The sequence below is a fragment of the Microcoleus sp. K4-B3 genome (assembly GCF_036704615.1).
Taxonomy (GTDB): domain Bacteria; phylum Cyanobacteriota; class Cyanobacteriia; order Cyanobacteriales; family Microcoleaceae; genus Microcoleus.
In genome coordinates this window covers 1-12,971 of record NZ_JAUBSF010000047.1, presented here as the reverse complement: position 1 = coordinate 12,971, position 12,971 = coordinate 1, and the positions used below count along the sequence as shown (strand labels likewise).

The 12,971-nt window shown below is 44.5% G+C and carries 14 protein-coding genes; 4 read left to right on the top strand and 10 right to left on the bottom strand.

What is annotated here, in order from left to right:
• Positions 1-5: 5 nt before the first annotated feature.
• Together QUA78_RS19290 and QUA78_RS19285 are read right to left on the bottom strand one after the other, a co-directional pair.
• Positions 6-2,252: a methyltransferase domain-containing protein gene (locus tag QUA78_RS19290; RefSeq protein WP_333398973.1), complete on the bottom strand. Its 2,247-nt coding sequence runs from the start codon at positions 2,250-2,252 to the stop codon at positions 6-8.
• Positions 2,253-2,351: 99 nt separating this feature from the next.
• Positions 2,352-2,759 carry a tetratricopeptide repeat protein gene (locus QUA78_RS19285; RefSeq protein WP_333304281.1) on the bottom strand — a complete coding sequence of 136 codons (408 nt, stop codon included), beginning with the start codon at positions 2,757-2,759 and terminating at the stop codon, positions 2,352-2,354.
• Positions 2,760-3,053: 294 nt separating this feature from the next.
• Between QUA78_RS19285 and QUA78_RS19280 the strand changes: the two genes are divergently transcribed.
• A complete protein-coding gene (locus QUA78_RS19280; RefSeq protein ID WP_333056238.1) occupies positions 3,054-3,281 on the top strand; it encodes a hypothetical protein in 228 nt (75 codons plus the stop codon).
• A complete protein-coding gene (locus QUA78_RS19275) occupies positions 3,274-3,708 on the top strand; it encodes a hypothetical protein (RefSeq protein ID WP_333304280.1) in 435 nt (144 codons plus the stop codon). The genes QUA78_RS19280 and QUA78_RS19275 overlap by 8 nt, the downstream gene beginning before the upstream one ends.
• A 142-nt stretch (positions 3,709-3,850) precedes the next feature.
• On the opposite strand, the gene QUA78_RS19270 is transcribed toward QUA78_RS19275, so the two are convergent.
• The 5 genes from QUA78_RS19270 to QUA78_RS19250 form a co-directional block, all read right to left on the bottom strand.
• A complete protein-coding gene (locus QUA78_RS19270; protein ID WP_333398972.1) occupies positions 3,851-4,438 on the bottom strand; it encodes a Uma2 family endonuclease in 588 nt (195 codons plus the stop codon).
• 115 nt (positions 4,439-4,553) lie between these two features.
• On the bottom strand, positions 4,554-5,309 hold the full coding sequence (locus QUA78_RS19265) for a Uma2 family endonuclease (RefSeq protein WP_333306744.1): 756 nt from the start codon (positions 5,307-5,309) through the stop codon (positions 4,554-4,556).
• 231 nt (positions 5,310-5,540) lie between these two features.
• A complete protein-coding gene (locus QUA78_RS19260; RefSeq protein WP_333306742.1) occupies positions 5,541-7,064 on the bottom strand; it encodes an MlaD family protein in 1,524 nt (507 codons plus the stop codon).
• 111 nt (positions 7,065-7,175) lie between these two features.
• Complete coding sequence (locus QUA78_RS19255) at positions 7,176-7,556, bottom strand: four helix bundle protein (RefSeq protein ID WP_333306740.1); 381 nt, start codon at positions 7,554-7,556, stop codon at positions 7,176-7,178.
• A gap of 69 nt (positions 7,557-7,625) precedes the next feature.
• On the bottom strand, positions 7,626-8,408 hold the full coding sequence (locus QUA78_RS19250) for an ATP-binding cassette domain-containing protein (RefSeq protein WP_333306738.1): 783 nt from the start codon (positions 8,406-8,408) through the stop codon (positions 7,626-7,628).
• 164 nt (positions 8,409-8,572) lie between these two features.
• Between QUA78_RS19250 and QUA78_RS19245 the strand changes: the two genes are divergently transcribed.
• Positions 8,573-9,973: a gluconeogenesis factor YvcK family protein gene (locus QUA78_RS19245; RefSeq protein WP_333398971.1), complete on the top strand. Its 1,401-nt coding sequence runs from the start codon at positions 8,573-8,575 to the stop codon at positions 9,971-9,973.
• 240 nt (positions 9,974-10,213) lie between these two features.
• The gene (gene tsaE, locus QUA78_RS19240; protein ID WP_333398970.1) at positions 10,214-10,663 is read left to right on the top strand and encodes a tRNA (adenosine(37)-N6)-threonylcarbamoyltransferase complex ATPase subunit type 1 TsaE; all 450 of its coding nucleotides are present in this window, start codon (positions 10,214-10,216) and stop codon (positions 10,661-10,663) included.
• 149 nt (positions 10,664-10,812) lie between these two features.
• Here the strand turns inward: tsaE and QUA78_RS19235 are convergent, their stop codons facing one another.
• From QUA78_RS19235 to QUA78_RS19225, 3 genes are all read right to left on the bottom strand, one after another.
• On the bottom strand, positions 10,813-11,145 hold the full coding sequence (locus QUA78_RS19235) for a DUF5615 family PIN-like protein (RefSeq protein ID WP_333307262.1): 333 nt from the start codon (positions 11,143-11,145) through the stop codon (positions 10,813-10,815).
• A gap of 3 nt (positions 11,146-11,148) precedes the next feature.
• The gene (locus QUA78_RS19230; RefSeq protein ID WP_333307260.1) at positions 11,149-11,490 is read right to left on the bottom strand and encodes a DUF433 domain-containing protein; all 342 of its coding nucleotides are present in this window, start codon (positions 11,488-11,490) and stop codon (positions 11,149-11,151) included.
• Between the two features lie 61 nt (positions 11,491-11,551).
• Positions 11,552-12,874 carry a dihydroorotase gene (locus tag QUA78_RS19225; protein WP_333307258.1) on the bottom strand — a complete coding sequence of 441 codons (1,323 nt, stop codon included), beginning with the start codon at positions 12,872-12,874 and terminating at the stop codon, positions 11,552-11,554.
• Positions 12,875-12,971 lie beyond the last annotated feature (97 nt).

Genomic DNA, 12,971 nt, shown 5'->3' with positions numbered 1-12,971 from the left:
TACATTCATGAGTAACTCTCCTTCATAAAAAGGTCTAATTCTAATGAGGGAATCTTGTCGGCTTTTGCGTGAGCGATAGCTTTTTTATTCTCATCCTCCAATAAAATTCGACCGTAAAGTTGAGGTATCAAAGCTGACCACTGAATTTCGGTCAACTGTCCAATCAGTGAAATTTCTGGCCCGTCGGAAACATCTAAATCTTCTTCCATTAAAAGACTCATCGCAACGCTAGATAAAGCGAGATTAGCATCTTCGTCAGAAATGTTACTATTGTCTACCACGAGAGTCATTTTGCTTTTGTCTGGGTGAGTTGCGATCGATCTCACCACTCGTTCCAATTCTAAACCCAGAGACTCTTCTGGCTGCGTCCAATCTGGAAAAACAATTAGATTAATATCTTTCAAGTTTAAACGCACTAGAGTTGCGTCAATCAGTGCTGAACTAATCGTTTTCGCCATTTTTGACCAAGAGAACTTTTTAGCTTGTTCCAACCCAGCCGCAATTAATGAGTTGCGAATCTTCGGTTTTTGTACCTCGCAAAGTGCATTAGCCAATCCATCAACATCATCATCCTTCACATATAATGCAGCTTCGCCTGCGACTTCTGGAAGAGAAGAATTAGGACAGGTAATCACTGGACAACCGCAAGTTATCGCTTCAAGAATAGGTAAGCCAAAACCTTCATACTTTGATGGGTAAACTAAGGCGAGCGCACCTGAATAAGCTAGTCTCAACTCCTCATCATTAAGTTGCAGCTTGTGAATTACAGTACCTGAAGTATAAGCTCTAAATTCTGGTTCTAATAACACTCCACTCCCTGTACACACAATTTCAAAGCCTTGTTTGCTGGCAAGTTGACCAAAAGCTTGAAAGAATAATCTAATATTTTTATAGTCAGACCCACTTCCGACAGAAATAAAGTATGGTTTGGATATCCCATACTTGGTTTTAAAATCATTAATATCTTCTTGGCTGGCTGGTGAAAAAATCTTTGAAACTCCACAATGAGCAACTGTTACCAACTCTGAAGAAATATCAGGAAAGAACTCTATCAGGTCACGAGCCGTATTTTCTGAAATTGAAATGTATGCAGATGCGTGGCGAATAGCATAGTGCTTTTCTTGCCACATAGGTTCATTAAAATTTGCCCCTAAAACTTCAGGAATCATGTCATAAGCAATGAAGACAGAAGGGGTTGATAGTGGCGTTGTATAGTAAGTCGAGATAAATAAATCTGCACCTTCTTCATCGCAGATTTGCTGTAACATTTCCCGGTCAGCCTCAGTTTTACTATAATCATAAGCAGGCACGGTGCAATACATAATTCCCGGAACTTTTGGCGATGTCCCCACCCTATCCAATACAATTATGTGCTTGGCAAAACCATTTTCTGCCCATTCTTCCAGTAGCGACCTCCAAACACGGGAAATTCCTGTTTTGTACATTTGAAAGAATACACCGTCAACCAGTATTGTTAACCCGCTTCGCGAGTCGCCGTCCTCTTCTATTTGAGCAAGTTGTATCTTTGCTGCCTGTTGAATATTAGTAATTTTGCTAACAGCTTTTAAGAAGTCATTCTGTAAAAGTGACACCTTATTAACGGCGGTTAATTCTCCTTTTGCTAATTGTTGAAATAAATCTTCCGGCAATTTTTTTTCTGTCAGTAAGTGCAGAGACGAACCATTTGAGTAGAAATTGAGATTGAATTTAGTAGCAATTATGGAAAGAGCTTTAGCTGTGTAAAGAGAAACGTGCTGACCTTCATGAAGGACGTAGTACCACCACTCATCAGGTTTAGGATTGCTTTCTGGCAGCAATTCTGTGCTCAGTAAAATATTTCGGGAAATTTTCAACAATTCTTCCAGCTCATCTATGGGGTGAACCAGATGCTCAAATACTTCAAAAGCCGTCACTAATTCAAATTGGTTATTGGCGGCTGCATCAATCTCAAATCCTTGAGCAAATATATTTTGACAAAATTTGTCTAGCCAGTAAAAGTCAAATCCCGCATCTCTCATCAGCCTGACAAATAGACCGTAGCCGCCACCGTAGTCGAGAAATCTTGACTGATGATTAAAGAAGTTAAATAATAAATGTTGGGTTATTTGTGAAAATGACAAATTTCTGAACGCTAAGCCAACATCACTGCTCGCTATTGGCTGAGAATAAGCTTCCTCTAACCAGTATGGTTCCTCAGTCTGAACAAATCCGCAGTTTGAACATTGAAAATAATCTACATCATATTTACCCATAACTTTACCTAGGGCAAAATGATGGGAATTGGATTCGCAAACTTTGCATTTAAGCGGCATATAACATAGTAAATTTTTAACTTATTGTAACTATTAGATCTATTTTTTCCCTTCCATTTGCTGTCGCGCTTGTCCTAAAAGCTCCTTATAATCCGCCCGATCGGGATTTAGCTTCACCAACTTTTCCAAAGGCTCGATCGCCCCCACCTTATTATTCATCTGCAAGCGCACATTTGCCAAGCCCTCCAGAGCCGTCTGATTCTGCGGTTCTCGCTGCAAAACCGTCTCATATCCCCGTTCCTGCGCCGCCAGCAAAGATTCCTGAGAAACAGCCACAGGCGTCGGCTTTTGTTGGTGCTGGCTGCTCAAACCGCTGCTGAACAGACTAAAAATACCAAAAATCGCAGAACCACCAAACGAAACCATTGATACTAACGCAAAAATCTGCTTAATTCGATCGCCCTTATTAACTGGACGAGGGCTAGATTTTTTCTGTATACTTTCCATTGCTAACTCTTGGCCTCGCTGTTTTCCCGGTACTCAATAAGCGCCTATATCTAGATTGCCCAAGTTCGATCGCAAAACGATCGCCCCTCCCAATTTAAAATTTTCGCTAAAACCACTTACACATCAACCGATATTTGTCAAGCAAATTCAACCAATTGTCTGGTTCACAAGCGGGCCGATATTGTCACAATTATCCTATAATTTTGCAAAGACGCGCTTGGACGCAGTATTTGCGGTACTGCGTCCAGACGACTTCTCCAATGTTGTCAACCCAACACAGGGAGCAATACAATTATGCCAAATAATCCAAACTGGTTGCGTTACGATCCAGACGAAGACAAATCTCGACACGCAGCAGCCGACGAAGCTTGTTGCTATGAGATGCAAAGAAAATATGGTTGGAAACTACTTGACATAGAGGAAATTGATACAAACGGTCTAGAAGTTGATTGTGTTTTTCGAGGTCAAACAGAATTTCCCAAATCATTCTACGACACAGAAAGAGAGGACGACGATGCATAAATACATTATTTTCCGAGCCGAACCGAGAACTCCTGGGTGGAAAGATAGAAAATTCCAGCACACTCAATCATTAACTCGCATTTTAACCGAACACTTTGACTCTTCTGATGGGCCTATTCCTGAAGTTGGCTATCGTCCCCCAGAGTTTGTTCGTGTGGAAGCAGAACACGATCCAACTCGGCACGGTTACAGCACTCATTACCGCACAAGCGATTGGGAAGTTGCGCGGGTTGAGACTTATACTCCCGATATTCCGATCGGTGAATTTGATATGGTAGTAATCTGCTATTGCCAATATTCCCCTATTGATGCTCCCCTCAAACCCATGCCCGAACGTCAAGTTTCTGTCGATTCCTTTAGAGGTGATAAGGAAGCTTATCAACGTTGGTTAGAGTCTCAAAAAGGCAAAGAATACACTGAAGTTTAGGAGTTCCAGCTCTTATAGGGACACGGCCCAGGGTAACTGCCTACGGGGAGCGCGATCGGGGTGTACTTCATCAACAACGTTGAATCGTTGCTAGATACCCGACTTCTTTAAGAAGTCCGGGATACTTATTATCTATTTTTGGCTACAAATCCCCATCGATCGCCCTTTTGAATTCCTTAATGGCCTCAACATGACTCGGCATATTAACACACCTGACGAGTAAACCAATATCGAGTTCTGGGAGCAATTGGGAACTTGCAATCTCTTCGTATGCTTGCTGTCTGAGAGCATACAGAGACAGTCGGCTGTTTTCCCAAAACCAGACTTCAGGGATTTGCAGCCGTTTGTAAGCCTCTAGCTTATCAATTCCGCCGCTAGTGACGACTACTTCGATCGCTAAATCTGGACGTTCTCTGTCAGCACCCAATTCGTAAGATTTGTCTGCTTCACACTTCACCAGTCGTGATTCATTTTCTAAAGTCAGAGACTCCGTAGGGGTGAAATCGATTCCTGCCGCCATCATGTAAGTTTCTACCAACGCACCGATACGTCCCTTGGCTGTTTCGTGTTTTCTTCCAGGCATTTTCTGAATCTCCAGTATCCCATCTAAAAATGACAGCCGAACCCCTGGAATATCCAGCATCGGTTCTAAGGTTTTGAATTGTTCCCAGGTTAACCCTGGAAATAGCAACGGCCGATCTAATTTCTCTTCTAATGTTGTTGCAGTCATCCCCATCGCTCCTTAATTGTGGTTATTTTTAATCTCAAACGTCCTTGCTGACTCGATTGTGCAATCAAAATGGGATTGGATTAAGGGATTAAAGGTCTATCGACCTCCCACACCTTCAAATGCCATCAGGATCGATACCCTGACTTCTCAAGTATGCCATTAGTCGATCGGCGCGCTGGCGTTCCTCTTCGGCGCGCTGGCGTTCCTGTTCCACCCGTTCCGCACCCCACAGCAGCAAATTGCCATTCTCATCCCACCAACGCAACCAATAACCCGTTCTCTGAGATTTTTTACCTTCCCAAACCCCCAGAAATAAACCCATTGATTCTATCCAGAATCGCTGATTAGCATCCGGTTCTTGCAATTCGTATTCTCCAGAAGTCGAGAGTCTGTACACTTCCAACACTCCCGATTTAGGTTCAAAAATTACATAAATCGGTATTTGCAAAATTCGCTCATAAAACCGCCATTTTCCGTAAGGATATGTCGGTTTATTTGAATATTCACTACCGTCAGTATCCGATAAAAATTCCATCACTACAGCAGGTACTTCTCCCTCAGCATTGCGCGTATAACTGCGGCGAACTTCTCCTGGTTCTGCTGGCAATACCGAGGGAACGTACACCCAATCCGGTGCTTTTACTACTGTTTTGTCGTTAACTTTGGCACAGAGTCCAAAATTGGAAGCTATTAGCATTGAAGCTAGGATAAATCCTGCGAGATCCAAGGCTTCTCGGAGGGCCGCGGCTAAAAGTGGTTGGTCGATGTTTTCCACAGGATCGTCGGGTAATTTAAAGTCATCTGGCAATTTTTCCCAAGTTACAGTATACAGAGTTTTGGTTTCTGTCGATTTCGATAATGTTTGCGTCATTGGTTTTCCTTGTTTTGATTGAAAGAGTTTTTTGTTAATAGGATTTGGACAATAACTTTAATGCCCGGTGCGCACTGCTAACTAATCGTAGGGTGTGCTTCGGGGGAAAATTCTGAGTCTGTGGTCGCCACATTCTGACAGTAAACGCACCCTAAAATAACTACAATAACTTAGTAAATAGAAAAAAATCCGAACCGGGCAATAATTTCGTTTATTGAATTATACCATGTTTTAAGGGGTATTTTCTGACTCAACTTGTTCTACTGACCTTGCAGTTTGAGAAGGTATAACATGAAATTTGGGCAGTTTTTCCAAGCGAGGAAATCCAGGCTCTACTGATGGATTTCTGGCAGTTTTACTCGCATTTACTTTCTCAGAAAGGGGAGCTAATGTTTGAGTGACTTTAACTTGCTGTCGCAGTTGTTCTGTCGAACCCAACAAGCCTCCCAATCCGTTGAACAACCTGCGAATATTGTTGCGGAAAGCCGGATCTCCTGTCAAATCATCCACGTCGGAAGTAATTTTCTGCACGTTCTGAAATGTAGCTCGTGCAGAATCTAGAGTTTGCTGCAATAATAGCAAAGTGGCTGGATTGTTTACCTGGCTGGATAAATCTCGCAAATTACCAGAAGCTTGGGCAGCATTCGCTGATAAAACTTCTAAATTGTTCAGCAATTGTCCTTGGTTGATGCGATTAATTGTTGGACTCAAACTGCTGACAGCTACCCGCAGTTCCTGACTGCTTTGATTGATGTTATTCAGAGTTGAAACTAAACTGGCGCGGTTGGTAGCTACTAAAGAATTGACTTGGTTGGCTGTTAATGTAATTTGATTGGCTGCTTGAGTTACTGAATTAGCAGAATTTATCACAGATGCAGATACGGCTTTTGTGGAAGTGTCCGCCGTAGCTGCTACTTTAGAAATATCAGCGGAGACTCCTGTAATTTCCCCTTTTAGTGATTGATTTAAATTGCTGGCTTCTCCCTTTAATGATTGATTTAAACTGATGACTTCTCCCTTTAATGATTGATTTAAACTGCTGGCTTCTCCCTTTAATGATTGATTTAAACTTGCTATTTCGGTTTTTACCGATTGATTCAATGTCCCAATGTCTCCCCTGACAGATTGATTTAAATTTTTGATTTCTACTTTGGCAGTTTGAGTTAAATTCGATAAATCTTGAGTGAGTTTAGCTGCACCTTTAGCTGTGTTGGCTGTATTTTCTGCCAGGGATTTAATATTGTTGAACAGCGCGGGGTCGGTGTAGAAATTAGCTAGGCGGACTGTGGATCGAATAAGTTCGTCGATAGTGACTCCTGCTTGACCTTTTAAGCGCGAATTTTGGCAGATAATCTCTGGGGGACAGTCGGCACTAACGGGATTGGCGGTAAGTAACGATTCTGGCAAAATCGAGTTGGGGGTAATGTCGATCGACGATTCGCCAATTAAACCCGATTTATTCGCTTCGATCACCACATCCCGGGGAATCACTAAAGTACCGGGGGCAATCTCTAGCGTCACGTCTACGCCGTTGGAACCCGGTTTGAGGGCGGTAATTTTACCGACTGCAACTCCGCGATACCTGATGGGCGTGCCTATTTGCATTCCTTGGGCGCTGGCAAATTCTACGGCAAATTTGTAGCTGCGGTTGCCTACCTGCACGCCCCGCAGCCAGAGCACTAAGCCGCCAAATAAACCGATTCCTACTAAAATTAAGAACCCGACAGAACCTTCTCTTACAGTTCGCGATCGCATATTACCTCATTAGTCATTAGTCATCAGTCATTAGTCATCAGTCATTAGTCATCAGTCATTAGTTGCTAGTTGTTAGTCATTAGTTGTTAGTTGTTAGTTGTTAGCACTCAGTTATTGCTCGTGATTTTTAGGGCATGCTCCGATAGAGTGTATGTAGGAGTTTAATTGAGGAGCTAAGTCATTAATGATTGCTGTGAATATATTGACTTGTTCAAGAGTTAAAAGGTTTCGAGTGTAAGCTCGTCTAAACCAATGTTGAGTTTCATATAAAGAACCTCTAGCTATCTTGACAAAACGTTTATTGTCTTGATAGCTGCCTCGTCCGACTCCTTCTGCTATGTTAGCACCGATGCTATCGGCTGAACGGACAATTTGTTGGTCGATCGTATTTTTGGCAAATGGCTCCCAAGTGTTAACAGCTTTCCAAATTTCATCAGCTAGTCGTTCTGATAATTTATAAACCCGCAATTCCTGAAAACTTTTTGTAGCCATATTACCCTCGAATTTAATAACTAATGACTGCTGACTAATGACTAATAACTAATGACTAATGACAATTGACTATCCAATCACTTGAATTGGGCCAGTAACGCTGCCGCTAAAAAATTGTCGGATCAGTAAATTATCTGTTGATGCAATATCGCTGACAGTTCCCTCCCACTGCACTTTGCCTCGATAGAGAAACACGATGCGATCGGCAGTGCGGCGGATGGTACTGTCTTGGTGAGTGACGATCGCATAAGTGCTGCAAACACCGTTAGCAGCCTGCAAGTCGCGGATTAAATCTTCAATTACCGTCGAAGCGATCGGATCTAAACCCGCCGTCGGTTCGTCGTACAGCAAAACCTCTGGATTATCTCTGTCATTATCGGGATTCGCCATGATGGCGCGGGCAAAACTTACCCGCTTCCTCATTCCCCCAGACAACTGCGCCGGATAGCGTTCGCCAATTCGCGGCAAACCCACCATCTCTAACTTCTCCTCCACCAATTCCCGAATGCGGCGGCGCGGCAGCTTAGAATGCTGGTACAGTAAAAAACCGACATTCTCCTCCACCGTCAGCGAATCAAACAAAGCCGCTTGCTGAAACACCATCCCAATTCCGATCGGATCTGCCACGTCGTCCACCCATCCGACCCTGCGCTGTCCCTGAACGAAAACCTCCCCGGCATCCGGGGCCAACAAACCCGCAATTATCCGCAAAATCGTAGATTTCCCCGTCCCGGAAGGGCCAATAATTGCCAGGGCTTCTCCCCGATAAATCCTCAGATCGACTCGATCGAGGATCGGGTTCTGCCCGAAGGACTTACTTACCCCCTTGAGTTCGATTAGCGGCTCAGCCATAGGATGTTATCAATAAGTTATCAGTCCCCAGTCATCAGTCTAGCTAATGACTCATGACTCATGACTAATAACTAACGACTTAAATTGACTGCCAGAATCAAAACTCTCTTGTATTGTAAATTTGTCAGCTTGAGCTGTTCCAATACCCTTAAGACTAATTAACCATGTCAATTAGTTCACTTCCTAAAGCCCTCCGCGTCTTGGCTAAAGCCAAGCAGGTTTTTGCCAGTTCCAGAAATCCTTACCCCCCTTCTTTGCGGAACGGGCGAGTTCACCAGTGGTTTAAGTGGTTAGCCCCCGGACTTTTAGTGAAACGGTGGCTGCTGATCAGTGCCAGCGGTGTGGTACTTGCCACTTTGGGTTTAGCGATTTGGACTGGGATGACTCCCATTTTTTTCCTGTTGCAATTGTTGAGAAATTTTTTGGCGTGGATTGCGGAAGTTGTTCCCAATTACGTGTCGGGGCCGCTCATCATTGTTGGCGGGATTTTGTTAATTCTGTGGGGGCAAACTCGCAGTTTGAACTCTATTACTCAAGTGCTGATGCCCGAAGGGAATGAGGAATTGGTCGATCGACTCCTCAACCACCGCCGCTTGCACCGCGGCCCGAAAATTGTGGCAATTGGAGGCGGTACGGGTCTTTCTAATTTGCTCAGGGGATTGAAGGATTACAGTGCCAAAATCACTGCTATTGTCACGGTGGCCGATGATGGGGGGTCTTCCGGGCGGCTGCGGCGGGAAATTGGGGTATTGCCGCCGGGAGACATTCGCAATTGTTTGGCGGCTTTGGCAGATGAGGAAAAGTTATTGACTGAGTTATTTCAATATCGCTTTCAGGCCGGTGACGGTTTGATGGGTCACAGTTTTGGGAATTTGTTTTTGACGGCGATGAGCGACATTGCTGGAGATTTGGAACAGGCGATCGCCGCGAGTTCTAAAGTTTTAGCAGTGAGGGGAGAGGTGCTGCCGGCTACCCTGAGCGACGTTTCTTTGTGGGCAGAACTGGCGGACGGCCGGAGGATTGAGGGGGAGTCCAGCATTACAAAAGCTAACGGAAAAATCATCAAAATTGGCTGCACTCCTGCTAATCCTCCGGCGTTGCCCAAGGTGGCCCAAGCACTTCGGGAAGCGGATTTTATCATTATTGGGCCGGGGAGTCTTTATACGAGTGTTATTCCGAATTTGTTGGTGCCGGAAATTGCTGATGCGATCGCCAACAGCGAAGTTCCGCGCATTTATGTTTGCAATATTATGACTCAGCCGGGGGAAACTGACGGATACAGTGTTGCAGACCACATTCGGGCGATCGACCGCGCTTGCGGCAGGCCGCTGTTCGATGCTGTAGTAGTTCAAGGCAAAGTCCCTTCTGCAAAGGCTTTGATCCGCTATTCTCAGGAGAATTCTTATCCGGTTGTGCTCGATCGAGAAGCCGTAACGCAATTGGGGCGGCGAGTTGTCATCGCCAATGTCATGGATGAAGATCAAAATACGGGTTTAATTCGCCACAATTCTCAAAGGTTGGCGGGAATGTTGCTGCGTTGGTACGGCCGCGCCCAGAACATTTAAGCTGGTGAATGCTGACAGTTGAGTGTTGACTAATTTTATTGGTTATTGGTTATTAGCAGCCGCAAGCGAGTAACAAATAAGTAGGTAGGCGCTGTAAAACACAATTATGTTAAGGATTGTAAAGTATCCACATTCCCTAAGCGTGGCTAAGTTAGCCCTGTTTACATATTGTTACATAGCTCGGTTTAATCCCGCTTACCTACTTAACAAATGATTAAGGACTAATGACTAATTATTGAAATGAAAACTTTGCTTCCAGATTCTGAGGCTACGCGCAAGTTTGGTGTTGCGTTAGGTCGATCGCTCCCCCCAGGCACTATAATCTTATTACAAGGAGATTTAGGTGCGGGCAAAACTACCTTGGTTCAAGGCATCGCTGAAGGTTTAGGAATCTTAGACTCGATCGAAAGTCCTACTTTCACGCTAATTAACGAGTATTTTACAGGGCGAGTTCCGCTGTATCATCTAGATTTGTATCGACTGGAACCCGAAGAAGCGGAGGCTTTGCACTTAGAAAGTTATTGGGACGGGTTAGAAATGGATTTGGGAATTGTGGCGATCGAATGGGCGGAAAGATTGCAGTACAAACCCGAGACTCATTTGCAAATTTGTTTGAGTTATCTAGATAACGGGCGGCAAATAGAAGTAATTGGTAATGGCGACTTATTGGATTGGCAATGGGAAATTTGAGAAAAGCCGATCGAACTTAGATGTTGCACCATTCTCACTCAGCCTTTTCTGAACAGGCAAGATGCCTGTTCCACAAGAAGAAAATTCACTCTTTGTGGAACAGGCATCTTGCCTGTTAAGAGAGAATGGTGTAACATCTCAGCGCGAACTTACTGCGGACGGTTAACACGAATCAATTTACCTCTCAAATTTTCCTCACCAGCAATAGCATCATTGATGCGTGTTGCCAACCTTTCTAGATTTTTATCGTCTGTACACACGATAATACCAGCATGATTTGGTTGTTGAGTGTGCAAGCGAATGAAATGCCGACGATTTTGCGTCATAACCGCCCGATCGTTATTCACAGCAAAGGCTAATACTTCGGGGTCATCATCTCCGGCATTTCCTGCCTCTTGAATAGTCAGGGCATCGTGACCTAAATTTCGCAGCAATGCCACAACAGGAAACGGGAACTGTTCATCTGCATAGAGACGTGCCATAAATTATACTTCCTGCATCATTGCTGCTGCTTCTTCTCGGAGTGCTGTTTCAATTTCTTCTGAGTTAGCCTCAGCATAAGTCCAGACATTTACTAAGTTCGCAGCATTCAAATGAGGATAAAATTGTAGAAGTTCAGCATCGCTTGAACCTTGACGGCGCAAACTCACGAACAGCCAAACTGGAAGTCTAGTTTTGGCAATGCAAGCATCGCCGCCACACACGTCGGGAGTCTTGGTAATTCCCGGCCAGCTATTACTTAAACTTTGGGCTAACAGTCTGATGACTTCAGCTTTCTCAGTCGGAGTTAAGGCCAGGAGTTGTGTTTCTAGTTCTTCGAGGAGCATGGGTAATATCGCCTTTGCGATGCAGGAATACCCAATTATAACACTTGAGTTAAATCAATGCTTACTCAGCGTCAAATGTCAAGGCTTCTCCCCTCATATTTGTATCCAATTTACCATTCTCAAAAACAACTTTTCCTCCCACAACCGTGATCGCAGGCCACCCAGTCAAACTCCAACCTTCAAAAGGACTCCAGCCGCACTTGGTCACCATTTCTTCTCGCACCACCGGGCGGTAATTGTCCAAATCTACTAATACCAAATCGGCATCAAAACCCGGAGAAATCGCCCCTTTTTTTGGAATCTTATAAGCCTTAGCAACTGCCGCCGACATCCAATTAGCAACTTGAGCAACCGTACACCTTCCCTCTACTGCTTGCGTCAGCATCAAAGGCAAAGAAGTTTCGACTCCCGGCATTCCAGACGGCGTATTCGGATAATCTTGAGCTTTTTCTGCTAATGTATGCGGCGCATGGTCGGTGGCGATAAAATCAATTACGCCGTCGAGTAAAGCTTGCCAAAGTATTTGGTTATCGCGGGGCTCGCGCAAAGGCGGATTCATTTGAGCTAAACTGCCAATTTTTTGATAGGCGCTGGTATTTAACAACAAATGCTGCGGCGTAACTTCTGCTGTCACCCAACTCGGTTTTTCCTGGCGCAACAACTCAGCTTCATCCCCAGTTGAAAGGTGCAAAATGTGCAGACGGCGCTGATATTTATGAGAAAGTTTTAATGCTAGCTGAGTTGCTAATAAAGCTGCTTGGTTGTCTTGAATTTGCGAGTGCACGGCAACATCGGAAATCCCGGCAAATTCCTGACGCCTCTGGTTGATTCTAGCTTGGTCTTCTGCGTGCACGGCAATTAGTCGATCGCCCTTCGCAAAAATCGCCTCTAAAGTTGCTTCTCCATCGACCAAAAGCTGCCCGTGCATCGAGCCCATAAATACCTTAATTCCCGGAGTCGGATTCGCAGTCAACAAATCCGGCAAATTCTCGGGCGTTGCACCAATAAAAAAGCCGTAGTTCACCAAACACTTCTCGGCAGCGCGACTTAGTTTATCATCTAAGGCAGCTTGGGTTGTGGTCAGGGGTCGCGTATTCGGCATTTCCAGAAACGATGTCACGCCGCCTTTAGCGCAAGCACAGCTAGCGGTAAACAAGTCTTCCTTGTGTTCTAAACCCGGTTCCCGGAAGTGTACCTGGGGATCAATTACTCCGGGTAACAGAGTTAAGCCCATCGCATCTATTTCTCGATCGCCCGATGCGGCAATTTCAGGAGCAACCCGAACAATTTTGCCATCGCAGATTTGCACGTCCCCTACCAAAAACTCGCCGTCGGGTAACAAAATGCGAGCGCGGCGGATTAACAAACTTGATGTGGTCGGCATAAGCTATAATTAAATGAGTGGTGCGATTCGTTTAATCTAAATGGATAGAAATATCCAGGGACGGTTAACCTAACCCACTGGTTAGTATAACTAAATA